The sequence below is a fragment of the Paenibacillus plantarum genome (assembly GCF_013141695.1).
GTDB classification, from domain to species: domain Bacteria; phylum Bacillota; class Bacilli; order Paenibacillales; family NBRC-103111; genus Paenibacillus_E; species Paenibacillus_E plantarum.
This window is the reverse complement of record NZ_WHNY01000062.1, coordinates 38672-64213: the sequence shown is the minus strand read 5'-3', so window position 1 is coordinate 64213 and position 25542 is coordinate 38672. Positions and strand designations below refer to the sequence as shown.

Sequence of the window (25542 nt, the reverse complement as noted above, 5' to 3'; positions counted from 1 at the left end):
AGGTTTGTACCATGATTCGTCAACTAACATCGATTGGACTCCGATCCAAAAACTCACTTAAACAGACAAGTCTAGCTGTACTGCTAACGGGAAGTTTGCTGGCTGCCTCATGGGCAGTTCCAGCGCCATCCGCACACGCTGCATCTGAAGGCGTTTTTATCTCGAAGGATTCCTATTTTATGCTAAATAGAGCGTCACTTTCCTCTTCATCCTTGCAATTCTCCGTCCTGTTTCATAATGGTGAAAATCAGACGCTGGATTTTAACAAATATGGTGTGCGCGTGACGGACAGCTCTGGACATAGCTACACGGCCAATTTGAGTGAGAAAAAAAGCGGCATCGTGAATGGCGGGCAAGAAGAGAGCTTCCGATTCTACGCAAATTTGCCAGCTAGTGAGTCTGCTGCTGACCTGAAAGTGGATGTATTCCGCTGGGATTACAATCAATCCGATTTCATGAATCATCTTGGTGAGCTGCCGATTGCCTCCGTCATTCAAGACGGACAGTTGGAAGCGCCAGAAGAGATTATTAGTTTACGTACGCTAGACAGTACACTAGCGAATGATGCGTCCCTTGGTTTTCAACTAGGCCAGAGCGTACGTGTGACCGAGAATGGCAAATGGTACATGTACACGCAAGTTGCAGCGAAGAACCTAGGCTCAAGCAGCGTGAAAGTACCCGCAGGGTTACTGGCTAGACTTGTAGATGCCAATGGCTTGAAATACACGGCGACTGTTGCGAGTGGGGCGGATACAGCTATTCTGCCGAATCAGTCCGATACATTGACACTTAAAACGCTAATTTCCAAAGGTATGCCGACAAGCGGGCTAACGTTGGAATACTATTACCTCAATCAAAGCGAAGATGTTTCACTGGGAACTTTGGGTATGAATTCGTCGCTGAATACGATAGCTTTGGGCGTTAAGCAGAGTTATGCGGGGCAGCAGGCCGGCGAGAACGTGACAGCGAAGGCAAGCTCGTCTACGTATTCGATTCAAGCGGATGGTGTCCACGTGCAGACTGTGGTTACATTGAGCAATGATGGGGACGTTGTCGCTCCAGTTCCTTCACTAGCAGCCTCCTACCAGTTCGGTGATTCAGGCTCATCTGTGTCATCAACAGATAACAGTACGCGCAGCGGCTTTTTAGCGCCGAAGGAGACGGCGTCTTATTACTTCAATGCGACGCTACCAACGGGCATCGATCCGAATGCGGCACAACTCGTGCTGTGGCAGAAAGCGGCGGCTAGCACGGCGGGGAGCGGGACCACGACAGGTAGTACGGGAAGCGGATCAACGACAGGTAACAGTGGAGCGACTGGAAGTGGATCAACGACAGGTAACAGTGGAGCGACGACTGGAACCGGGTCAACGACAGGTAACAGTACAACGACAACAGGTAACGGTACCACGACCACATCAGGGCAACAGCCAGTGGCTGTGTTCCTGCTCAAAGGTGCGAGCGAAGCTCAAAACGGCTTCACCACAGCCGTAGATTATGTGCTTGGAACCAAGCTTGCGCTGGGAAGCAGCGTTGTGAATCCGAATCTGGATGTATCGCTCATCGAGCTTCATGCGCATGAGAATGATGATCTTGGCTACAAAACCGCGATCGCCAAATACAAAATCACGAACAACGGCACGAGCACGCTCGCGCTGCCTAAACTGCAGAACGAGCTTATCGATAATAAAGGCAATGCTTATACGGGCTCTCGCCAAAGCGCGGCGGCTACGCAAATTACTCCAGGAAGCTCCTATGTAGTCAGCTACTCCTACTTGCTGCCTAATAAGGAAACGACAGCGGATGATTCATTTGCGCTGAATGTGTACGATGATAAGTCTGTTTCTGAAGGCAATGTGTCCGCAGGGACGTTCAAAGTGGCTCTACAGGGAGTAGAAACTGGGGATACCATCGCGATCTATCCATTCTCACTTAAAGTGAATGACAGCTCGATTGGCTGGACGTATAGCGGCGGAACCTATTCGTATGTGCTTCAACTCGACATGGATATTACCCATGAAGATCAAGTCATTATTGATTCTAATTTCTCCAAAATCCAATTCGAAATGGTCGACTCTCTCGGTCGTATCGTCGGTACCCAAGATGCTTCATTAATGGGCACGGGAAAACTAACGAGCGGCAGCCAGCGAGTAACGATTTCTGGACTGAAAAACGAACAAGTGAATAACGGCATCGTCGTCAATATGTACGAAGTCATTAACACACCGAACGGAACGGCGAAGCGCCTTCTGAAGCAATTTAAGTAAAAGAGAAAACAGCCCTGCCCTTGGATCTGCCGGGGGCGGGCTGTTTTTGGTTGATTAGCCGATAAATACGAAAGCCGAAATACCAGAACGAACAGTACGTGTACGGAAGATGACGCCGTCTTCATCAAAAGTTCTAAGAACTAAAGTACGTGAAGTAGGCGTGCCAATTGTACGGAATACGGCAGTTCCAAAAGCGTCAAAGCGAGCAGTTGCAAGGCGGGTCCCGTTCAAAGTACGAGCCTCACAGAAAAAGCCTGAAGTGACGAAAGGAACACCGGCGTTATCTACCCAAAGAATAGTAAGTCGTCTAAGCGTCTGTGTAGGACCAAAATTTTTGCCGAGCGGGACCTTCGTGTACGATTTGCCTAGCTTGCCAGAGTCTTTGAGAGTAGGGATGCTGCGTTTTGTGTTTTGCATGTAAGTTTCACCTCCTTCTCTCTATCTGCTTATAGTAGATGTTGAAGGAGGCATGCCCGTTAACTAGATTTACCTATATAAGAGAAAATGTGTTAATAGATTGATTGTTTAATAGAGTGGGATTGTGTGAATGAGCCCAAGGTGGTACTTTAGCGGGAAAACCTACAGTTAATTTAGTGAGAATCGTCCTTTTTATACAAATAACTGTAAAAACTACATGTAATTTCAAGGTATGACGTCGGAAACAGCAGAAACTCGAAAATTAGCTACATTTTTTCCAGCTAAAATTAAAATTCACGCTGAAATAGGAAAAATAAATGGAGATTTTCCAGTTATTGAGGAGAGTGGAGCCGATTACAGCTTCGTGTAGACACTTTGATTACAAGGAATCAGTAAGTAAATAGAATGCAGCGTGATAGGAAAAAAGCCAGTCCTTCGAATGCTCCAAAGGACTGGCTTTCAAATGGTCAAATACGTCTCTAGCCGCTTGGCAGTCGACCCGTATTGTTAATGATTCTGCCTCCTACTCGGAGAAGCTGGCAGGCCTACTTCACATCATACCCCTTCGCGATGGATGGCTCGATCCATCGCTTTTCGGTATGCTCGCGGCGCAGAATGGCGACGCGATCGGGGTAGACGTCGACGACGAGGCTCTGGCTAAGCGACTTCGTCTCGGGCTCGTTCTTAGCGCTCCATACCTCACGGATGGAGGCGCTCGAAGCGGCAAGAAACTTCAGCTGCTTCACTTGGTTGGTCGTTTCAACGTTCCAGTGGGTGTGCCCACTGAACAAAATGACGTTCGGGTGCGCGTCAAGTATCGCGCGCAGTTCCTGGTGCTGGACGACGCCCAGCTCCTGGTCCGTGCCATCCAGCGTGCGCGGCAGCGGCTGGTGGAGGAACACGAACACGGGCTTGCCGGCATCCGCCGAGCCCGCGGCCGTGAGCCGCTCGCGCAGCCAGCTGAGCTGCGCGGGAGAGAGGTACGCATCCTCGTTGATGGAAGCGTCCACGTCTCTGTACGCTTCCCCGCTAAGGAACAGGAAGCGGTAGCCCTCCACGACAAGCTCGTGATACGGCTTCTCATACCCCATCATGCGGTCGAATAACGCGACCGCATTCGCACTCGACCACGAAGCATTCATCTTCGTGTAATCCATCGTGCCATCCGGCTTGCGCCACACGCCGTAGTAATCGTGGTTGCCCATGGTCGCCTGCACAGGGGCATGGGGCTGGCGGCTAAGCAGCGTCAGCAAACTGCGATAATCGCTCTCACTGCCATTCGTGAGATCACCGTTCAGGACAAGCAGCTTGCTGTCAGGACGCAGCTCATGGTGATCTGCGAGCGCTTGCCGCAGAAGCAGCTGGGAAGCCGAGTCCGACGATATGATATGAACGTCGCTCATCACCGAGAAGGAAAACAACGGTGCAGCGGTTTGTGGCTCATCTTTTGCAGCAGCAGTTTGTGGCTCAACTTGTGCAGTAGCAGTTTGTGGCTCATCTTTCGCAGCTGCGCTTTGCGACGCCACTTGTACAGCAGCATGCTGTGACGCGCGAGTAGACGTTATGCCTTCTCCAACAGGGTTAATCAACGCTAACCCCAACAAAACCACGAAACTACTCCGTATGATAGATAGAAACATAGAATACCTACCTTCCTATTAAGTATGTAGTGATACGCTTGCTCTATGTCTCTCTTTAACCATCTCTATCTCTCTTTAACCAACTTTTGCCCTTTTATGTTTACCTCGTTAGGCTCCCACCCTACGCCCTATTGGTATTCCCCTCTAAAAAGGCAATTATTTAACTACCCATTTTTTGTAACTCGCTTGACATGGAACTTGTTTGGTTGTATGGTTAATTACATGAGTAACTAACCAATGTAGTAACGAAAGCGGTGGTGAGAATTGTGGGATTTATGATGGATGATAGCCGCCCGATTTTTGTGCAAATCGCAGAGCAGATTGAGGATGACATTATCGAATCACGCATGCTGGAAGAATCACAGGTTCCTTCTACGAATCAATTTGCAGCCTTTTATCAGATCAATCCGGCAACGGCAGCGAAGGGTGTTAACCTGCTAGTGGACCAAGGGATTTTATACAAGAAGCGTGGAATTGGCATGTTTGTAGCGGAGGGAGCGAGGGCTAAGCTGATGGAGAAGCGGAAAGAACTCTTTTATGAGCAATATGTTGTGACGATGGTGAAAGAAGCGGAGAAACTGGGCATAACGGTAGAGCAATTGACGGAAATGGTGCGGAGAGGGGAGAAATCCTAATGATGAACGTTGTTGAGGTAAAAGGACTGACGAAAGCCTATGGCCAAGTTAAGGCTGTTGACGGGGTCAGCTTTACGGTAGAAGCGAACAAAATCTATGGCTTACTCGGCAGAAATGGCGCAGGCAAAACAACCATCATGCATATGATCTCCGCCCAGCAGTTTGCGACAAGCGGTGAGCTCAAGGTGTTTGGTGAAGAGCCTTTTGAGAATAGTCGTGTGCTGAATCAGATTTGTTTTATTAAGGAGAGCCAGAAATATCCGGATACTTTCCGTATTATTGACGTGCTGGCGGTTGCCAAAACCTTATACCCGAACTGGGATGATGCGTATGCCAACGCGTTAATTGAAGATTTCCGTCTTCCGATCAAAAGAAAAATTAAAAAGCTTTCCAGAGGTATGCTCTCCTCGGTAGGAATTGTCGTTGGGCTCGCGAGCCGTGCACCATTGACAATCTTCGATGAGCCATACCTGGGTTTGGATGCCGTAGCACGCGTACTTTTCTATGATCGCTTGCTGCAAGATTACGCAGAGTACCCGCGAACCGTCATCCTTTCTACGCATTTGATTGACGAGGTAAGTCGTTTATTGGAGCATGTGCTTGTGATTGATAACGGTAAGTTGATTCTTAATGAAGACGCAGATGCGTTACGCGGCCGTGCTTGTACGGTTTCTGGATTGAAATCAGCCGTAGAAGCGTTCACACGGGGGAAAGAGGTGCTAGAGCGCAATGCAATTGGTTCTGCTGCAACGGCAACGATCATCGGTGCCCTCTCGGCGCAGGATCGGGCATATGCCGAAGAATTAGGACTGGAATTCGCTCCAGTTTCCATCCAGCAGCTTATCGTTCATCTGACACGCACGCAAGTGACGGGAAAGGGGACTGAGTCCTTATGAATCGAGTCAACCAAGTTGTAAAGATGCATCTGAGGAACAAGTTCACGTGGTTTTTGGTTCCATGGGCCATCCTGGGCGCTAATTTTCTAATCAATGCAGTAATTGCTCTTTCATTTAATGACGGTGAAACCGTCAATACGGGTGCGGTTGCTTCTGTCTTCGTATACGCATTTATAGCAGGTACGCTGACGATTAAAGAAACGTTCCCATTCGCCATCGGTCTTAGTATCCGGAGAAAAGATTATTTCTTCGGTACAGCCTTGACTGTCCTTTTGGTAAATAGCATTTCGGGGATTGCCCTAACCATACTTTCGGCCATTGAACAAGCAACCGACGGGTGGAACGTGAATTTGCATCTGTTTAAAATAGGTTTTCTAAGCGATCTACCGTACATCGGTATACTGGGGTTTAATATCCTCGTATTGGTACACTGTTTTTTCCTCGGGTTTGCTATTTCTAGCTTGCATCGCCGTTTTGGCAGCATATCCATGTACATCTTTTTTACAGCGATGCTGCTGATTGGGACAATTGGTTCTTATACGATGACGCATTTCGATCTATGGAGCGATTTTGGCCATTGGGTAGCCGATAATTACATGGATTTGTTCTGGTATATGATCCCGTTGGTCGTTATCTATTCGCTCATTTCCTATGGGTTGCTGCGCAAAGCAGCTGTATAAATACAACATAAACGAGCCACAGAAGAGTTCTTCTGATGGCTCGTTTATTTGTGTATGGGATTAAGCTGTAATTTTCGCAATGTAGTCATCCAATTGCTTGAACGTTCCGCCAAATCCTTCTTCCATAGAACCTTTCATCGAAGCGAAGAATTGAATTTCTTCTGCTGTTGCGTTGATCGGGCCGCCGCTCATCACGATGATCGTTTTGCCATCTTCTTCGGTGAACGTTAACTTATTCAAGATTTCAATCGGGAAAATAGGGCTGAATGGTGCGCGGATTGCGTTACCTTCCGTGTCTGCGAAAGAAGTCACATAGGAAAGCTTCTCCGGTGCAACAACTTCTTGATACGCGAATCTGCCAAACATTTCAAAGCCTTCCGGTGACTTCATTCCGTAGTGGAAAAGGCCGCCTGGGCGAACATCCAGTGATACGACGGTCAACTCCATACCCGTTGGCCCCCACCATGCAGCTAAGTGTTCAGGATCTGTCCATACCTTATAAACAAGCTCGCGAGGTGCGTTAACGATACGTGTAATCACCAATTCTGTGCCTTCATGATTCATCTCAAATGTGTTCTGTTGTGTCATGTCTATTCCTCCATTATTAAAATAGTTTACGCTAGCTTGATCACGATTTATTTCGGATCAGCCGGCTTGGTTTCTTTAACTTGCAGAGCCTCTATATAGGCTTCCATGCGATCAAATCGAGTTTCCCACAGGCGCCGAAAGGAACCAAGCCAGTTCTCAATGTCCTGAAGGGACTGCGGCCGCAGTTTATAGACCCTTCGATTCGCTATTGGCTGTACTTCTACGAGTCCTGCTTCACTAAGTACACGCAGATGCTTGGAAACTTGCGGCTGACTAAGGCCGAGCCGGTCGACGATCTCTCCTACAGTTAGGGGGCCGTCTCGCAAAAGCTCAACCATGTGCAAGCGATGTGGTTCGGCAAGAGCACTGAATATCGTATTCATGTATTGAATATAACTCAAATGGAATATTCCTGTCAAGGCATATTCTAATGGAGAAATTTATCAACTGGACTCATTTTTTTGCTACGGATATCATCCGTAGGTTTACTATCGTGAACAGAATAAGGTGGAAATATACAAGCCAACTCTTATGGTTCTCTCTTATTGTTTCTATGTATCTAGCATTAATTTCATAGGAAATGTATAGAAAGTTTACTTTTAGCCGAGTCTAGTAGCTATAACTCTATTAACTTTTTTAGGAGGAGCTATAGTTATGATGTTTCGTAAAATATGTATATCGACCTTATCCTTCATTGTGTTGCTTGGTTTGTGGTTCATGCAATCGAAGGTGTATTCGTATCCGTCGAGCTTTGAAGATATGTCGATGTCACCTGTCTATGTGGCCTCTTCGAATGAAAGCTCGGATACTTCGATAGCTGAAACTCCAGCCGCTGAAGTCGAGCAAGCTGCGACAACGTACAAAGTAAGCCGAGGAGATACCCTTTTCAAAATAGCAAAAAGCTTTGAAATCGCCGTCGACGATCTCATTGCTGCCAATTCAATTTCGAATCCAAACCAATTAACGATCGGGCAAAGTCTGACAATCCCGCTTGTCGCTGTAGCCTCTACATCATCGGATGGACAGCCGAAAATTATCAAAAAAGTAATTAATACAACGTTAACCGCGTACACCGCGGGTTTTGAATCGACAGGCAAAAAAGCCTCTCATCCTACATACGGCATCACGTATAGCGGTATCAAAGCCAAGGAGGGGCGCACGATTGCTGTAGATCCAGCCGTCATTCCTTTAGGATCAACGGTGTTCATCGAAGGCATTGGGATTCGGAAAGCGGAAGATATCGGATCGGCGATTCGCGGTTCTCGCATTGATGTCTTCATGAATGATTTGGGCCAAGCACAGGAGTTTGGTGTGAAAAAGAACGTGAAGGTGTACGTGTTAGATAGGGAAACCGTGTAGGTTTGAATGAGATGGAGAGAAGGAGTTGCCAGTAGGCGGCTCCTTTTTGCTGTGGTTGCAGCCATGGAAAGAGGGGAATGCCTGTCTATCATAGGTCGTAGACCCACCCCGACTAAGGTCTAGGAGTAAATACCGTCCACGGTCCGTTTTGGAAAGCCGCGATTTTACCTAGAATAAAGACATGAAGAAGACGACGACAAACAACGAAAGGCGGTGACGAAACGATGAAAAGAAATACAGGATTTGCCGCTCTGCTAATCGCATTCGGCGCACTGATTTTATTCAATAAGCTAGGTTTTCACTTAGGAGACTTTATTGGCTCGGTGATGGGATATGTAATTCCCCTCATTATGGTTGGACTGGGGTACCTAGGGATTAAGAACGATAAGAAAATAGGATGGGTAATTGCCGGTATCGGAATCATCATTCTAGTAAGTAAGCTAGCAGGATGGATTATTATCCTTCTGGCAATCGGATTAATCGGATATGGATTTTCCATGTTGAAAGGAAGAACGGCTTAACGTAAGCAGTAAGAGAATCGAATACAGAGTGTGAAAAAGGTGGAGTGAAGATGAGCCTATTTAGGCGGATGAGAGATATAACCGTGGCAACTTTGAATGAACATTTAGAGAAGTCGGAAGATCCGGTACGCTTGATTGACCAATACTTAGCGGCCCAACGTGAGCAGCTTGTGCAGTCAGAAAGATTGTATCAGCAATGCGTAAGTCATGCAGCATCACTTCGGCAGCAATATTTAACCGCATTAGAGACGAAAGAAAAGCGCGAGCATCAAGCGCTGCTGGCTTTGAAGGCTGGCGAAGAGCACATGGCTCGAATCGTGCTGCAAGAGAAGTTGCAAGCGGAAGAAAAAAGCGTGCAATATCATGATCTTTATGAGCAGGCGAAGCAGTCCATCCTTGAGCTTGATGAGGAGCTGCAACAACTGAAGGCGGATTACAAAGAAGTCGCAGACAAACGAAGCTACTACTTGGCTCGTATGGAGTCCGCTCGCTTGCAGCAGCGCATGCATGCTCGCAGCAGTGTCACACAAGATGGGGCACCGCGGATGTTCGGCCGATTGGAAGAGCGCGTATCCGATATGGAGCTGCACGCCAGGACGCTTCGCGACGTAAGGAAGATGGGTCGCGAAAGCTACTACAGTGGGGGTAACCCAGCTGTAGATGCGGAAATGGAAGCACTTCGCAATAGACTGAAACAGGAGGGAACACAGGATCATGAACAAACTATACCGCTCACGAAGAGATAAGAAATTAACGGGCCTATGCGGGGGACTTGCAGAAGCCATGAATGTAGATGTCACACTATTACGTTTACTAGTCGTGATCACCACGTTTTTTACCGGAGGCACCGTCATTTTCGTCTACTTTGTAGCGGCGATTGTCATTCCGAAGGAACCTGGGTTTGATCAGCCCCCATTTGATCCCTATGCAAGCTCGTATGGTCGTCAAAACTATCCAGGGGGAGCATGGAATCATCATAAATCCCATAACCACCATAACCACCACCAAGCGCCACAACCGACTAGCAAGTATGCTTCATATGAAGCGAGCCAACCAACGAACAACATCGATGAGATGATGAAAGACATTGAGAAGAAAGCTTTGCAAAGAGAAGTAGACGAACTAAGAGCCAAAGTCGCTCGTTTTGAAAAACAAACATTGGATAGTAAAAAAGGAGACGTGTAAACCATGGGTGTATTCACAAGAATGAAAGATATGACGAAAGCTTCAATTCACGAGGTATTAGATAAAATTGAGGATCCAATCGTAATGTTGAACCAATATCTGCGCGATATGGAGCAAGAAATTGCCCAGGCGGAAGTAACGGTTGCCCGCCAAATCGCAAGTGAGCGCAAGCTGAAGCAGCGCCTTGAAGAGTCCGTTCGCCTAGTAGCTGATCGTGAAGCGAAAGCTTCCGCTGCCATCAAAAACGGTCAAGAAGCCATTGCTCGTCAAGCAGTTGAAGAAAAGTTGTACCACGAAGATAAAATTGTTGAGTACACAGATCTTCACGCTTCTGCGAAAGCACATGCCGATGAGTTGACTCAGCAATTGCACGAGATGAAAGATGAATTCTACAAAATGCGCAACAAACGCAACGAGCTTGTATCCCGTGCTCAATTAGCGAAAGCAAAGAAACAAATGGCGCAAGTATCCTACAACGGTGTGATCGAAAGCGGCAACGCATCCCGCGGCTTCCAGCGCATGGAAGAGAAGATCATTCAGCTTGAAGTTGAAGCTGAGATCGCTCGCAAGCCATACGTACCCGCTGGTGGGGTTGGCAGCTACACGCCGATCGACACAGCGAAGCAAGCCAAAGTAGATGAGCAACTGAACCTGCTCAAAGAGAAATTGAACGGTCAAGCTGCTGAGTAGCAGCTTGGTGTAAGAAGTGCGGAAAGCCCCTCTTGGTGAGGGGCTTTTTTGTATTCGTGAGTGGCAACGCGTAAGCTGCTTAACATGCTGAAATTTACATGTATGCTCAACATGGTGCCACTTAGTGGATGAATAGGTCCACGAAGAGGAACGTAGATTCACTATTTGGTAGAAATCGGCTGTTTCGAACTCGAAAGGGAATGTAGATGCACTAATCGTTCGATATTCGGGTATTTAGCCGTTTTTTGAACAAATAAGACACCGACGTTCCCCTTGGATGACCAATTCACTTGTTAAGCAACCGATAGCGCATCCTCGTTCCCTTCAAATTGGGAAAGTGTTTCTGGTCGCTGGCAACCGCAACCGCAACCGCAACCGCAACCCACCCCCACCCCCCCCAAGTTACGGAACGTGGTTCCCTTATTCGGTCTAAAACTAGCTGAATCAGCCAGATACGGAAGGAGAGGGCGCTATTTCTCTTTTTTTGCCCGAAGAATACGGATTTAACGATAATAGCGGAACCAGGTTCCGCTATTCTGGCTAATTCGTTGTTTTCGCCGAAATAGCGGACCGACGTTCCGTAACTCCAAGGCATAGCTACTCCAAACAGGTTATCCACACACAGTATCTCTGGCACCTACATTTTCGCACCTCCATACCTAGCCACCGAACCAAGCACGCCCACCTCGAATCAGAAGATTTTCAACGTTTTTGAAGAGATTTATCTACTCTCATTCCAACTTCTGGCAGGTAGAATGAACTCATGAACGAGGGACATGACGAACTGGGTACGAGGTGAGATCGACGATGAGTGAGGAAGTTTTGCTCAGGATGGAAGGGATTGAGAAGCATTTTCCTGGTGTTCATGCGCTGCATCAGTGTCAGTTGGCGTTAGCTGCGGGTGAGGTGCACGCGCTAGTCGGTGAGAATGGGGCAGGAAAATCCACGTTAATGAAAATTGCCACGGGTGTGTACCAGAAAGACGAAGGTCGTATCCTGGTGAAGGGCAAGGAAGTGAATATCCCCCATACAAGAGCAGCGCAGCATCTAGGTATTTCGATGATTCACCAAGAGTTGAACCTGATGCCGGATTTGACCATCGCACAGAATATCTTCATTGGCCGCGAGCCGAGACACGGCATCAAGCTATTCGTTGATGAGCGCAAGCTGAACGAGCAAGCGCAGCGTCTCCTCGATCAGATGAACCTGCAGCTAGATCCGCGAACGCTGGTAGCGGATTTGACCGTTGCGAAGCAGCAGATGGTGGAGATAGCGAAGGCGCTATCCTTCCAATCTGAGGTGCTGATCATGGATGAGCCGACAGCGGCGCTAACGCACGCAGAGATAGAGGAACTGTTCCGCATCATCAACCAGCTCCGCAGTCGCGGTGTAGGGATCGTCTACATCTCTCATCGGATGGAAGAGTTGAAACGCATCAGCGACCGCATCACCGTCATGCGTGACGGTCGCTACATCGATACGGTACAGACGCAGACGACATCCATCGATCAGATTATCGCGATGATGGTAGGGCGTGAGCTCTACGTCAGCCCGAATCAACAAACAAAGGCGACCTCACCGACGAAGGTGCTGGAGGTTACCAAACTCAACCGCGGCTCAGCGGTGAAGGATGTGTCCTTCCATCTGGCCAAAGGCGAGATCCTCGGCTTCGCTGGCCTCATGGGAGCGGGGCGCACGGAGGTGGCGCGGGCGATTTTTGGCGCAGACGCCATCGATTCTGGCGACATCCGCATTCACGGACAGCAGGTCCGTATTCAAGCGCCGCATGACGCGGTGAGGCATGGTATCGGCTACTTGTCCGAGGACCGCAAGCGATACGGGCTCATGGTGGACATGGATGTGAAAATGAACATCGCCGTGGCCTCCTACCGAAAAGCGCGGCGACTTGGCTGGATGCGTGACGGTGTTATCGCTCAAACAGCCAAGCACTATGTGGAAGCGCTTCAAATCAAAACGCCGACCATCCACCAGCAGGTGAAATTCCTATCTGGCGGTAACCAACAGAAGGTCGTTATCGGCAAATGGCTGCACCGCAACTGCGATATTCTCATCTTCGATGAACCGACGCGGGGAATTGATGTGGGCGCCAAAACCGAGATTTACAAATTGCTCGATGATCTTGCGGCACAGGGGAAATCGATTATTATGATCTCCTCGGAGCTGCCAGAAATATTACGTATGAGTCATCGCATCATGGTCATGTGCGAAGGTCGCATTACCGGTGAACTCACGCAGCAAGAAGCGACACAGGAAGCCATTATGAAATTCGCCACGATGCGGATCAGTTAGGAGGAGCCCGATGTCAACACGACTAGCACATGCCTACAAGAAAACCATTCCCACCTTGTCCAAACAAAGCGGGGCTGCACAGAAGCTACTGGCGTTCGCCAGCTTGATCATGCTCGTACTTATTTTTTCCCTATCATCGAGCAACTTTTTCCAATTCGATAACCTAGTCGCGATTATGCTTTCAACCGCCGTAATTGGGGTTCTAGCCTTGGGCTCTACGTTCGTTATTATTACGTCCGGCATCGACTTGGCCGTAGGAACGGTCATGACCTTCTCCGCCGTGATGGCCGGCGTGATCATCACGACGTGGCAATTGCCGATGCCGCTCGGTATCCTCGGAGGCATACTCGCCGGCGCAATCTGCGGTCTCATTAGCGGACTGCTCGTAGCCAAAATGAAAATTCCGCCCTTCATCGCGACGCTCGCCATGATGATGGTGACGAAGGGCTTATCGCTAGTTATCTCAGGTGCGAAACCGATTTATTTTACCGACACACCCGCATTTACGAAGATTTCGATGGGCTCAATCATCAGTGGCATTCCGAACGCGATTCTCATCTTCTTCGGAGCTGCGATTGTGGCCAGCATTATTTTAACCAAAACGATCATCGGCCGTTACAACTTTGCCTTAGGGAGCAATGAAGAATCTACAAGACTCTCCGGTGTTAACGTGGACTACTGGAAAATCGTGATTTACACACTGACAGGTGTGTTCAGCGGAATTGCCGGCATTATGATGGCCTCCAGGCTCAACTCTGCACAGCCCGCACTCGGATCCGGCTATGAGTTGGAAGCGATTGCAGCCGTTGTTATCGGGGGAACGTCCCTCAGCGGGGGCAAGGGCTCCATCCTTGGAACCGTCATCGGGGCGCTGATCATGAGCGTGTTGACGAATGGACTGCGGATTTTATCTGTGAAGCAAGAGTGGCAGACCGTCATCGTAGGTATCGTGATTGTATTGGCAGTTTACGCAGATATGATGCGTCGTCGCAAGAAATAACCTTGGTATTTACTCCATTAGGAGTCCTATACAAACCAAACCAAATTAGGAATAAGGGGCGATCAACCGTGCAAAAACGGACTAAGAAATTGGCGTTAGCGTCATCGTTAATCTTGCTATCCGCTATCGTTTTGAGTGCATGTGGTTCCACTTCTACGAAAACAGCAACATCAACAGCAGGAACAACGACAACAACTGTGAAGTCAGATAAGATCTACATTCCTGTCATTTCCAAGGGCTTCCAGCATCAGTTCTGGCAAGCGGTGAAACAAGGCGCAGAGAAAGCAGCGAAGGAATTCAACGTGGAGATTACGTTTGAAGGTCCTGAGACGGAGACGCAAGTGGATAAACAAATCGAAATGCTGCAAGCGGCACTGGGCAAAAAGCCTGCGGCTATCGCTTTCGCTGCCCTTGACAGCAAAGCAGCATCACCGCTGCTAGAGAAAGCGAAAGCGGGCAAAATCCCGATTATCGGTTTTGACTCTGGTGTCGATAGCGACATACCTGTAACGACTGCCGCTACGGATAATAAAGCCGCTGCTTCACTCGCTGCTGATAAAATGGCTTCACTCATCGGCAACGAAGGCGAGATTGCGCTAGTTGTTCATGACCAAACGAGCCGTACGGGCGTTGATCGCCGCGATGGCTTTGTGAACCAGATTAAAGAAAAATATCCCAACATTAAAATCGTAGACACCCAATACAGTGGTGATCCACTGAAAGCAACAGACTTGTCCAAAGCGATCATCCAAGCTCACCCGAATATCAAAGGAATTTTCGGTTCTAACGAAGGTGCGGCCATTGGGGTTATTAACGGGATTACAGAAAGCAAAAAAGACGGCAAAATCGTCGTTATCGGCTTCGACTCCGGTAAACAACAAATGGATGCGATCCGCAGCGGTAAAATGGCAGGAGCGATTACGCAAGATCCTATCGGCATCGGCTATTGGTCCGTGAAAGCGGCTGTGCAAGCGATCAAAGGCGAAACCGTCCCGAAAAATATCGACACAGGCTTCCACTGGTATGACAAAACAAACATTGATGCAGCGGATATCAAGCCGCTATTATACGAATAAAAGCTTCTAGTAAAAAGCATCGTTCACGTTAACATGGTGAATGATGCTTTTTTGTCTGCGTAGATAAGCGCTCGGGATGATTATTGATTCATACTTGTTAAAGTGTAGAATTAAATTTAAAATCTGACAGAGATCCATACATCGTTCAATTTAAAAGTGGGAAGCTATGTATAGTCCACAAAGGAGTAAGCCATGGAGACGTATTGCAAGGTGTTAATTGTTGATGATGAGATGCTGGTGCGTCAAGGAATCAGACATCTTCTCGATTGGGAAAGCGAAGGCTTTCAAATTGTCGGCGAGGCATCGAACGGTAAGGATGCCCTTGATATGGTGAAACAACTCGAACCCAACATGATCCTGACGGATATCGTTATGCCGGTCATGAGTGGGGAGGAATTGGTCCGAGTTGTGAAAGGCTTATATCCGGAGATTGAGATTGTGGTTCTCAGCAGCTACGGTGAATTTGAGTATGTACGCTCCACGTTTCAGAGTGGTGTAGCAGATTATTTATTAAAGCCCAAATTAGATGCGAAGTCGCTGCTAGCCGTCTTAAAAAAGACGGTAGAGGGGATGCCAGCCTTTCGACACATGGACTTTACGAATGAAAAAGGGCAGTCCATTGACTATGTGCTGGACAGGCTGATTTCCGGCTATGCCATGGAGGTTGATAGTGCGGAGATAAGGACCCTTTTCCCGTATCCATGTTTCGTGTTACTCGTTGTAGATCGGCAAGATAGCTCATCCGCGATGAAACGAAACGAGGAATGGATCGAAGCCTTTCTGAAAGGTATGGTTCAGGATGTGAAGGAACCGTGTATCATTCACCGCCTTTCACATCAAGACAGCCATATCCGGTTTTTGCTAAATATAGAGCATGCTGGCCGAATGGAGGTCATTCATATGGCCGAGCAATTGGTACAATCCAGCGTAATGGCGGGTTTATCCTTTTATGCAGCACTTAGCAAGAATTTTACGCAAATTACAGAACTTCATGATGTGTATACCAATGATATTCTCAAAGTGCTGGATCACCGTTTCTTCCTGTCGGATCAACAACTGTTCTTTGCTGAGGAACTGTTGGAGCATGAAGGGAATGGCGATGCGTTTGATTCGGAGGCGTTTACTGCGGAGCTGAATCGTCAAGATTTTCAACAAGCTTTTGGGCGTCTCAGCCATTATGTAGACACCATGCCTGACAGGCTGGATACGGATATGTTTGAGTTTAAGTCTTTTTTAGGTCACAGCCTATTCAATATTATTGTTTCCTTACTGCATTTTCACTACGAGGCTAGAACGCTGGATGATGCGAAGTATGAGTATTTCCGTGCCATTCATGAGGCCAAACATATTGGGGAAGTGCGTTCTCTCTTGGCCAAATTCCTGAATGAGGCGACAGATTGTGTAACAGGAAACAAAACAAGTTCACCAGGTATACAGAAGATTTTATTGTATCTGGATGAGCACTTCACTGAACCTCTCACGCTGACAGAAGTAGCCAAACAATTTCATTTCAACCCATCGTATCTATCTAATTATTTTACCATTCATAATAAAGAAGGTTTTAATGAGTATTTAAATCGTATTCGGATCGAACGTGCATGTGAATTATTAAGGGATAATGCGCAAATTTCGATTTCGGAAATCAGCAGTCTTGTTGGATACTCAGATCACAGTTACTTCACGAAAGTGTTTCGGAAGTTGATGGGGACTTCACCTAGCCACTATCGAAAAAAATAAAGAAGGGAATCATCCAACCTATGGGGGCGTGGCTCAAAAGGATCTCTGATCTAAGTTTATTTAGTAAATTATTTCTTGTCATGGTGCTCAGCATGATTACGGTTACGGTGGCGACTTCTTGGGTTACCGTGCAAATGTCGGAGAAACTTTTTGTGCAGACATTTAGTATCACGAATTCCAAAATCATCGAGCAAATTAAAAGCGGTCTGGAATCCATTCATTATTCAAATGTCAATATCGTCATTAATGCCGCGCAAAGTGGTGCGATTAAACGTTTTCTGACAGAAGGGGATGTTGATTCGGTAACCAACTCCAAAGTAACCTTCGACATGAGTGAGCAGATGAAGCGAATCCAGTCGGGTATTGGAGCCAAGAACATTGGGATGATCATTTCAGGTATGAATGGCAAAAGCTTTAAGAGCGACCGGACTTATTGGTCCGGTTCTTCGGCGGATTTAGGGCGAAATCCGATTACACAAGAGTCGCGGAACCAGCCAGGACGCTTGTTGTACAGTTATTTAGGTGAAGGAACTCCGGGTTCTGGGGATCAAGGACTGGTTGCCGTCAAAACGCTAACGGATTCTGGCAGTAAAGAAGGGTACGGGACGCTTTACATCTTCCTGAAAGAAAACGATTTAAGATCCATTTATGCCAGTTTTACAAGTGCTGGGAATGATGTGATGATCCTGGATCGTCAAGGTCTAATTATTTCTAGCGACCGAACCGAGTTGATCGGAACAACATCGAAAGCGCTTTTAGAAAGTGCACAGAGGATTCAGCAGCAGGGTCTGGCTAAGGATGAAATCAGGATGTCCGACAAGGATGTCATGGTATTGGCTGGCGATTTGCCATTGTACGATTTTTACATCATGAATGTCATTGATAAGGATGCGGCCCTGGGTCAAATGCTCAACAGGAAAGCGATTTTCTTCATTGTTGCGGGGATCGTGGCTTTGGCTGTACTCGTTGTGTATGTGATCACGCGGAGGTTGACGCTCTCGTTAAGAAAGCTCGTTAAGAAAATGTCCACGGTGACAAAAGAGAATTTTCACAATTATATGGCGGTTACGGGCACCTATGAGACAAGGGAGCTTAGTCGCTCCTTCAATTTCATGCTCGACGAGTTGAACGACTATATTAGCCAGCTTGTTGAAACGCAGAAGGAGCAGCGCAAAGCAGAATTGGCCGCGTTGCAGCAGCAGATTAATCCGCATTTTTTATATAATACACTGGCTTCCGTTAATATCCTCGTTCAGCGAGGGAGCCAAGAGACCGCCACGCAGACGATTCATGCGCTCATTTCTCTCCTGCAGAATACGATCAGTAATGTCAAAGAAACGATTCCCGTTGTGCAAGAGTTGGTGAATTTAAAGCATTACGTGTTCATTAATCAGATTCGTTATGGTCAAGGGATTAAGGTCGATTACTTTGTTTCACCGGACTGCTTGCCTGCGCAAGTGCCTAATTTGATGCTGCAACCTTTTATCGAGAATGCTTTTTTTCATGCTTTTAATAAGAAGGGTACCGGATATATTTACGTCATCATCACGAAAGAAAGAGACACGCTGCACTGTGAAGTGGTTGACAATGGGGATGGCATGGAACTTTCGGATAAGGCGGATGAGATACCGAATCCCAAAAGTGCGAGGCAATTGTTCACAGGGATTGGTATTCGTAATGTTCATGATCGCTTGGTTCTTCTGTACGGTGAAGAGTATGGGGTTACGATAACAAGCACATTGGGACAGGGAACGAAAATATCTATTAATCTTCCATGGCGTACAGATACAGAACACGTAGGAGTATAAAAAACTAAAATAAATACAAAATATAAAAATAATACAAATGAGTAGTGGAGGATGGGATTACAGAGACAATAAAAACGCTAATTTCAGCAAATTTCGTTCTAACAAGACAAATTGCCCAAATGATATTATTTATAAGTAAGCACTTACAAAATTAAATCATCCAGGGGGATCACATGAAGAAGAAAATTTCTACGGTTTTACTTGCAAGTTTTATGCTTTTGACGGCATGTTCAAGTAATTCGTCAGACACATCATCAACGACTACTCCTAGTGGCGGTGCAGCGAGCACTAGTAAAGAAATTACAGTTTGGGCATGGGATAAGAACTTTAATATCGCAGCAATGAACCTTGCGAAAGACGCGTATTCGAAGGATCATCCTGATGTCAAAATCAACGTTGTCGAATATGCGCAAGATGACATTATTCAAAAGATGAACACTGGTTTGAACTCCGGTTCAAAGTCAGGCCTGCCGAATGTGGTATTGATTGAAGATTATCGTGCGCAAAGCTTTTTGAAAACATATCCAGATGCATTCGCTGATATGTCCGCATCCATTAAAGCTTCGGATTTCGCTGAATACAAGTTAGGTCCAACAAGCTTGAACGGTAAACAATACGGTGTACCATTTGACTCCGGCGTAACAGGTCTTTATGTTCGCAGAGATTACTTGGAACAAGCAGGCTACAAGGTTGATGATTTGAAAAACATTGACTGGCAGAAATTCATTGAAGTCGGTAAAGCGGTTAAAGCCAAAACCGGTAAAGACTTGCTGACACAGGATCCAAATGATCTTGGTTTGGTTCGTATGATGATTCAATCCGCAGGCGCTTGGTATCTGAAAAGTGATGGCACGACGCCGGATCTGAAAGACAACGCTGTGTTGAAGGAAGCATTCGAGACGTACAAAGAAATCATGAACGCGAACATTGTTAAAATCAATTCGGATTGGAACTCCTTCCTAGCTGGTTTCAATAGCGGTGCTGTTGCTTCTGTTCCGACAGGTAACTGGATTACGCCATCGATTAAATCACAAGCTGATCAATCCGGTAAATGGGCAGTTGTTCCTTTTCCTAAGTTGAAAAACACAGCTAGTTCCGTTAACGCATCTAACCTAGGAGGAAGCTCCTGGTACGTATTAAACAGCACGGGTAAAGATACGGCTGCTGATTTCCTTGGGAAAACACTGGGTTCTGATGTGAATTTGTATCAAAAATTAGTAACAGACGTAGGTGTTGTTGGTACTTATAAACCTGCTGCACAAGGTGAAGCTTACACGAAAGCCGACGATTTCTTCGGAGGTCAAAAGGTGATTTCTGATTTCGCAACATGGACGGCACAAATTCCTAAAGTCAACTATGGTCTGCATACGTATGCGATTGAAGATATTCTCAAAGTTGAGATGCAAAACTTCCTGAAGGGCAAAGACATCGCGAAAGTATTCAGTGATGCTCAGTCCCAAGCAGAATCCCAACTTAAATAAGTTTCTCTTCCCATTTACCTTATGAACGCTGACCTCTGAATTGCGCAATATGCAAAGAAGAGGACAGCGTTTCAATTTTTATCGCTAAGAATAGGAAGGATTTGGACTCAATGAACTACTCGATGCGTAGCCGTGCAAAGCTTACGGGATGGCTGTTTATCGCTATTGCCGTATTGATGATTTGTTTGTTTTACTTCTATCCCATGATTCAGGCATTGCTGCTTTCCTTTAAAACAGGCGCGGGTGCCAATCTACATTTCAATGGGATAAGCAACTATAAACGGCTCTTTAGTGATAAGACATTCATCACTGCCGTTAAGAATACGTTCATCTATTTGATTATTCAGGTGCCGGTCATGATCATTCTGTCGATGATGATTTCCGTCTTGTTGAATGATAGCAAGCTTCGTTTCAAAGGCTTTTTCCGGACAGCTATTTTCTTGCCTTGCGTGACTTCGCTCGTAGCCTACTCCGTTGTTTTCAAGTACCTGTTTGGCAATGATGGTTTGATTAATATGGCTTTAACTAAGATTCACTTGATTTCACAGCCCATCGCATGGATTTCTGATCCTTTTTGGGCGAAAATTACGATTATCCTTGCCATTACATGGCGCTGGACAGGATATAATATGATTTTTTTCCTCTCCTCTTTACAAAACATTGATAGCTCTATTTATGAAGCAGCTCGTATTGACGGAGCCTCTGCGTTCAAACAGTTTTTCTTTATTACGTTCCCAATGCTGAAGCCTATTGTACTCTTCACGTCCATTACCTCGACGATTGGTACGCTGCAGTTGTTCGATGAGATTATGAATATTACGAAGGGTGGACCAGGTAATTCTACCCTCTCCATATCGCAGTACATCTACAATCTTTCTTTCAAATACACACCTGATTTTGGCTATGCAGCAACAGTTTCCTACTCGGTTGTAGTCATGATCATTGTGTTATCTGTCCTTCAAATCAAATTGGCAGGTGATAAAAAATGATAGGTTTAAGACGTACAATCATCTATGTCTTCCTTTTTGCTGTGGCGCTTGTCTCCATTTTTCCTTTCATATGGATGGTCATTAGTTCGACGAATCTGTCTGTGGACGTTACACAGGGCAGAATGTTACCAGGAACGCATTTCATGGACAACTTCCATAAATTAACCAAGTCCATCAATCTCGTTCCTGCACTATGGAATTCCTTGAGGATCTCGTTGGCTACAACGATCTTGGCCTTAGTCGTTGCTTCGCTGGCAGGCTATGCCTTTGAAATCTATCGGAGCAAAGCCAAGGATATTGTGTTCAATATACTGCTTGTGTCGATGATGATTCCGTTCGCGGCGTTGATGGTTCCGCTTTACCAAATGTTTTCGAGCCTATCGCGTGCGGTTCCATTTATCGGGATTAACACGATGAACGCGGTTGTACTTCCGACCTTTACGACAGCGTTTCTTATCTTCTTCTTCCGCCAAAGCACAAAAATGTTTGCGAAGGAGCTTCTAGAAGCGGGGCGTATAGATGGTTTGTCCGAATTAGGATTGTTTTTCCGTGTGTATATGCCGACTATGAAAACAACATATTCAGCCGCAGCCATCATTACCTTTATGTCGAGCTGGAACAATTACTTGTGGCCGCTTATCGTTTTGCAAACGCCGGAGAAACGAACCATTCCTTTGTTAATCTCGAATTTAGGTTCTAGTTATTCACCGGATTTCGGGGTGATCATGACCGCTATTGTCATCTCAACATTGCCGACAGCGCTCGTATTCTTCTTGATGCAAAAACAATTTGTAGCTGGTATGGTTGGTTCTGTGAAATAGTACGTAATTAGAGACCCTTCTTGGGTCTTATTTTTTGGGAGGCGTAGAAGAATGAAACATTCGGTACCAAGCCTTGATTGGCTTCAAGATGTACGTGTATTCAAAGTGAACCGCGTGGATGCCCATTCGGATCATCGTTATTATCATTCAATGGCGTCTGCGGAGGCAGGCGCACCGATGGACATGCGGCATAGTTTGAACGGGCGCTGGCAGTTTAGTTACGCGGTTAATCCCGCAAGCCGCGTGCAGTCTTTTTATCAAATGGATTATAACTGCGCGGCTTGGGAGCATATCCAAGTGCCTGGACATATCCAGCTTCAAGGCTGGGGTCAGCCGCAATATGTTAACACGATGTATCCGTGGGATGGCGTAGAAGCGCTTCGTCCTCCTCATATTTCGCAAGAGCATAACCCAGTTGGCAGCTATGTGAAAAATTTTGAATTACCAGATACGATGATTGGTAAGCCTGTCTACATATCGTTTCAAGGCGTGGAATCGGCCTTCTACGTATGGCTTAACGGCGAATTTATCGGGTACAGCGAAGATAGCTTTACGCCTGCCGAGTTTGACTTAACGCCTCATATTCGTGAGGGTGAGAATAAACTCGCTGTAGAGGTTTATCAGCGGAGTACTGGAAGCTGGCTGGAAGATCAGGATTTCTGGCGGATGTCGGGGATTTTCCGCGAGGTGTATTTGTACACCGTACCTAAAGTCCATGTTTGGGATATGCGTGTGAAGGCAGATTTGGATGATGCGTATGAGCAAGGGTTGCTTGAGATTGAGCTCAAGCTTCGAAATGAGTATACGGAAACGGTCCGCGCTAAGGTTGAGCTAAAGGATGCGGAAGGGCGGATTTGCCTCACCGAAGAAGGAGAGTTCCGCGAAGGCAACCTTTCTTTCAACCTTTCTGCAGGTACTGTTCAGCCTTGGAGTGCGGAAAGCCCTTATTTATATGCCGCGTGTATCTCGATTTACGATGAGAGCGGAAATTTAATTGAAGCTATCGTTCAGAAGACAGGGTTCCGTCGTTTTGAAATGAAAGACAAGCTGATGTGCATCAATGGGAAACGTATTGTTTTCAAAGGTGTCAATCGACATGAGTTTAACAGCCGCAGCGGACGAGCGATTACGAAGCAGGATATGCTGTGGGATATTCAAACGCTTAAGCGCAGTAACATTAATGCGGTCCGCACGTCTCACTATCCAAACCAGACGCTTTGGTATGAGCTTTGTGATGAGTACGGGGTCTATGTCATTGATGAGATGAACTTAGAGACGCACGGCTCATGGCAAAAGATGGGCGCGGTCGAACCTTCCTGGAATATTCCAGGTAACGATATGGCGTGGCAAGACATCGTCATGGATCGTGCGATATCGATGGTGGAGCGAGATAAGAATCATCCGTCGATTCTCATTTGGTCTTGCGGTAACGAATCCTATGCAGGTCAAGTTATTCTGAATGTGTCCAACTACTTCCGTGAAACGGATCCTACACGACTTGTTCACTACGAAGGTGTTTTCTACGATCGCAATTATGATGCGACAAGCGACATGGAAAGCCGGATGTATGCGAAGCCAGCGGATATTGAAGCGTATCTCAATAGCCAGCCAAGCAAACCGTACCTTAGCTGCGAATATATGCACGCGATGGGGAATTCCGTCGGAGGTCTTCATAAATACACCGAGCTTGAGAACAAATATCCGTTATACCAAGGTGGCTTTATTTGGGATTATATCGATCAGGCGATTGTGAAAAAAGACCGAAACGGCCGTGAGTTTCTGGCGTACGGCGGTGATTTCAAAGATCGTCCAACCGACTATAGCTTCTGTGGTAATGGTCTCGTCTTTGCTGATCGCCAAATCACACCTAAAATGCAGGAAGTTAAATTCCTTTATCAGAATATCAAGCTGGAACCAACCCGAACTCATATTAACATTGTGAACGAGAATTTATTTGCGAATACAGATGATTTAGTGCTAGTGTACCGTCTTTTCCATGAGGGGAAAGAAATTGGCGCAGGGCAAGCGAACATCGAAGTCGAAGCGCAGAGTGAATTCAGTCTGCCAATTGAATTGTCCGATGTAGATGGAACGCCAGGTGAGTACTGCATTCAGGCTTCTTTGGTTCTGAGAGAAGCTACAATATGGGCTGATGCTGGATTTGAAACGACGTTTGGTCAAACGACGTTTGTAGTTGGGGCGAGCCGTCAGAATGAGCGGCCATCAGGTGAAGTCGTCGTCGTTGAGGGCGATGTGAACATGAGCGTGACAGGGAAAGGCTTCGCTGCCATTTTCTCGAAGCAGGTAGGCTCGCTCGTTTCACTTAAATACGAGGGACGTGAAATGATCGCGATGCCACCTGCGCCATTATTTTGGCGGGCAACCACGGATAATGACAAAGGAACGGCAATGAGCTTTACGGCCGGAGCTTGGTATGCCGCTAGCTTGGCTCGCAAATGCGTCAATTGGGAGCTGCGTCAAGAACAAGGTTCAGCGACTGTCATTTTCGATTACAAATTCAGCATCAACGTCGAAGTGACCGTTCGCATCGCGTACACCGTATTAGCGAATGGAACAATTCGCGTGAATACGCAGTACAAGGGTGCCGCGGGTCTGCCGAATTTGCCGATACTCGCTGTATCGTTCAAGATGTCTGCGGATTATAATCAATCCGACTGGTATGCGATGGGACCTGAAGAAAACTATATCGATCGCAATTTCGGTGCTCGATTGGGCGTATTTAGTCGTCCTGTGAATCAATTGCCTACGCCTTATCTGGTCCCACAGGAATCAGGCAACCGTACGGGTGTCCGCCGTGTGAATGTGACGGATGTGGCTGGTATCGGTCTATCGATTCAGTCAGACCCACTAGCGCCAGTTGAGTGCAACTTGTCTCCGTATACGGCATTTGAACTCGAGCATGCGGATCATGCCTTTGAGCTGCCAGAGGTTCATTATACGGTTGTGACCGTTGCAGGCAAACAAATGGGTGTTGGCGGCGATGACAGCTGGGGTGCACCAGTCCATGAGGAATATCAGATTCCAGCGGATCAAGAGATGGAGTTTGAGTTCTTCTTGTCTAGTCATAACGTATCTTCACAAGGTTAGATGAAGTACTACAAAAATGAGGGGCTGCCATTAGGCAGCCTCTTTTGTGTGTCTAAATGTAATTGTTATCAGCGTGGATTAGGGCGTGAGGCGTTGCTCCTGGCGCTGGTGCAGGCACAAATACCTGCACTAGCCATAGGGCCATAGGGCATCCTGGTCAAGCGAATAACTGGATTTTCTGTAGCTAATTCAAGCGAAATCACGGAATTTCGTAAAATAACTGGATTTCCTCCCGTTATTTCAGGCCAATTTCGCCAAAACGGAACTTTTCGAGCAAGATTAGATGTAGAAAATCCAGTTAAACTCTCCGCAGGCTAGATTTACCCGGAAATAA

23 protein-coding genes are annotated in these 25542 nt (G+C 46.7%); 18 read left to right on the top strand and 5 right to left on the bottom strand.

The window, feature by feature from the left end; translation table 11 throughout:
* The first annotated feature begins 11 nt into the window (after positions 1-11).
* Positions 12-2267, top strand: coding sequence for a hypothetical protein (locus tag GC096_RS20740; RefSeq protein ID WP_171632825.1), 2256 nt, complete (start codon positions 12-14; stop codon positions 2265-2267).
* A gap of 54 nt (positions 2268-2321) precedes the next feature.
* Here GC096_RS20740 and GC096_RS20735 read toward each other — a convergent pair whose 3' ends face one another.
* Together GC096_RS20735 and GC096_RS20730 are read right to left on the bottom strand one after the other, a co-directional pair.
* Positions 2322-2684 carry a hypothetical protein gene (locus GC096_RS20735; protein ID WP_246302862.1) on the bottom strand — a complete coding sequence of 121 codons (363 nt, stop codon included), beginning with the start codon at positions 2682-2684 and terminating at the stop codon, positions 2322-2324.
* A gap of 545 nt (positions 2685-3229) precedes the next feature.
* Positions 3230-4294 (bottom strand): metallophosphoesterase family protein, encoded by a 1065-nt coding sequence (locus tag GC096_RS20730; RefSeq protein WP_171632823.1) that lies wholly within the window; start codon positions 4292-4294, stop codon positions 3230-3232.
* 296 nt (positions 4295-4590) lie between these two features.
* On the opposite strand from GC096_RS20730, the gene GC096_RS20725 reads away from it, so the two are divergent.
* The 3 genes from GC096_RS20725 to GC096_RS20715 are packed head-to-tail and all read left to right on the top strand — an operon-like array spanning position 4591 to position 6535.
* Positions 4591-4959, top strand: coding sequence for a GntR family transcriptional regulator (locus GC096_RS20725; RefSeq protein WP_171632822.1), 369 nt, complete (start codon positions 4591-4593; stop codon positions 4957-4959).
* Positions 4959-5855, top strand: coding sequence for an ABC transporter ATP-binding protein (locus tag GC096_RS20720; protein ID WP_171632819.1), 897 nt, complete (start codon positions 4959-4961; stop codon positions 5853-5855). Before GC096_RS20725 ends, GC096_RS20720 begins: the two co-directional genes overlap by 1 nt.
* Positions 5852-6535: a hypothetical protein gene (locus GC096_RS20715; protein WP_171632818.1), complete on the top strand. Its 684-nt coding sequence runs from the start codon at positions 5852-5854 to the stop codon at positions 6533-6535. The genes GC096_RS20720 and GC096_RS20715 overlap by 4 nt, the downstream gene beginning before the upstream one ends.
* Before the next feature lie 60 nt (positions 6536-6595).
* Here the strand turns inward: GC096_RS20715 and GC096_RS20710 are convergent, their stop codons facing one another.
* On the bottom strand, positions 6596-7123 hold the full coding sequence (locus GC096_RS20710; RefSeq protein WP_171632816.1) for an SRPBCC family protein: 528 nt from the start codon (positions 7121-7123) through the stop codon (positions 6596-6598).
* A gap of 47 nt (positions 7124-7170) precedes the next feature.
* The gene (locus tag GC096_RS20705) at positions 7171-7506 is read right to left on the bottom strand and encodes an ArsR/SmtB family transcription factor (RefSeq protein ID WP_171632903.1); all 336 of its coding nucleotides are present in this window, start codon (positions 7504-7506) and stop codon (positions 7171-7173) included.
* A 271-nt stretch (positions 7507-7777) separates the two neighbouring features.
* On the opposite strand from GC096_RS20705, the gene GC096_RS20700 reads away from it, so the two are divergent.
* The 5 genes from GC096_RS20700 (at position 7778) to GC096_RS20680 (ending at position 10878) form a co-directional block, all read left to right on the top strand.
* Positions 7778-8482 (top strand): 3D domain-containing protein, encoded by a 705-nt coding sequence (locus tag GC096_RS20700; RefSeq protein ID WP_171632815.1) that lies wholly within the window; start codon positions 7778-7780, stop codon positions 8480-8482.
* A 224-nt stretch (positions 8483-8706) separates the two neighbouring features.
* The gene (locus GC096_RS20695; RefSeq protein WP_056617426.1) at positions 8707-9003 is read left to right on the top strand and encodes a LiaF transmembrane domain-containing protein; all 297 of its coding nucleotides are present in this window, start codon (positions 8707-8709) and stop codon (positions 9001-9003) included.
* Positions 9004-9053: 50 nt separating this feature from the next.
* Positions 9054-9749: a PspA/IM30 family protein gene (locus GC096_RS20690; protein ID WP_171632813.1), complete on the top strand. Its 696-nt coding sequence runs from the start codon at positions 9054-9056 to the stop codon at positions 9747-9749.
* Positions 9718-10188, top strand: a complete 471-nt coding sequence (locus GC096_RS20685; RefSeq protein ID WP_171632811.1) for a PspC domain-containing protein — start codon at positions 9718-9720, stop codon at positions 10186-10188. The genes GC096_RS20690 and GC096_RS20685 overlap by 32 nt, the downstream gene beginning before the upstream one ends.
* Before the next feature lie 3 nt (positions 10189-10191).
* Positions 10192-10878 (top strand): PspA/IM30 family protein, encoded by a 687-nt coding sequence (locus tag GC096_RS20680; RefSeq protein ID WP_171632810.1) that lies wholly within the window; start codon positions 10192-10194, stop codon positions 10876-10878.
* Between the two features lie 286 nt (positions 10879-11164).
* On the opposite strand, the gene GC096_RS20675 is transcribed toward GC096_RS20680, so the two are convergent.
* Entirely contained in the window at positions 11165-11515 is a 351-nt protein-coding gene (locus tag GC096_RS20675) for a hypothetical protein (protein WP_171632808.1), read from the bottom strand.
* A gap of 170 nt (positions 11516-11685) precedes the next feature.
* On the opposite strand from GC096_RS20675, the gene GC096_RS20670 reads away from it, so the two are divergent.
* The 9 genes from GC096_RS20670 to lacZ all read left to right on the top strand — a co-directional run bounded on the left by GC096_RS20670 (position 11686) and on the right by lacZ (position 25208).
* Positions 11686-13188: a sugar ABC transporter ATP-binding protein gene (locus tag GC096_RS20670; protein ID WP_171632806.1), complete on the top strand. Its 1503-nt coding sequence runs from the start codon at positions 11686-11688 to the stop codon at positions 13186-13188.
* 10 nt (positions 13189-13198) lie between these two features.
* Positions 13199-14188: an ABC transporter permease gene (locus tag GC096_RS20665; protein ID WP_171632805.1), complete on the top strand. Its 990-nt coding sequence runs from the start codon at positions 13199-13201 to the stop codon at positions 14186-14188.
* Positions 14189-14256: 68 nt separating this feature from the next.
* The gene (locus tag GC096_RS20660) at positions 14257-15264 is read left to right on the top strand and encodes an ABC transporter substrate-binding protein (protein ID WP_171632803.1); all 1008 of its coding nucleotides are present in this window, start codon (positions 14257-14259) and stop codon (positions 15262-15264) included.
* A 192-nt stretch (positions 15265-15456) separates the two neighbouring features.
* Positions 15457-17001, top strand: coding sequence for a response regulator transcription factor (locus tag GC096_RS20655; RefSeq protein ID WP_171632802.1), 1545 nt, complete (start codon positions 15457-15459; stop codon positions 16999-17001).
* A 20-nt stretch (positions 17002-17021) separates the two neighbouring features.
* Positions 17022-18809 (top strand): sensor histidine kinase, encoded by a 1788-nt coding sequence (locus GC096_RS20650; RefSeq protein WP_171632801.1) that lies wholly within the window; start codon positions 17022-17024, stop codon positions 18807-18809.
* Between the two features lie 173 nt (positions 18810-18982).
* Positions 18983-20290 carry an ABC transporter substrate-binding protein gene (locus tag GC096_RS20645; RefSeq protein ID WP_171632799.1) on the top strand — a complete coding sequence of 436 codons (1308 nt, stop codon included), beginning with the start codon at positions 18983-18985 and terminating at the stop codon, positions 20288-20290.
* 110 nt (positions 20291-20400) lie between these two features.
* Complete coding sequence (locus tag GC096_RS20640) at positions 20401-21279, top strand: carbohydrate ABC transporter permease (RefSeq protein ID WP_171632797.1); 879 nt, start codon at positions 20401-20403, stop codon at positions 21277-21279.
* Positions 21276-22100 (top strand): carbohydrate ABC transporter permease, encoded by an 825-nt coding sequence (locus GC096_RS20635; RefSeq protein ID WP_171632796.1) that lies wholly within the window; start codon positions 21276-21278, stop codon positions 22098-22100. The genes GC096_RS20640 and GC096_RS20635 overlap by 4 nt, the downstream gene beginning before the upstream one ends.
* A 51-nt stretch (positions 22101-22151) precedes the next feature.
* Positions 22152-25208 (top strand): beta-galactosidase, LacZ type, encoded by a 3057-nt coding sequence (lacZ, locus tag GC096_RS20630; RefSeq protein WP_171632794.1) that lies wholly within the window; start codon positions 22152-22154, stop codon positions 25206-25208.
* Positions 25209-25542: the final 334 nt, after the last annotated feature.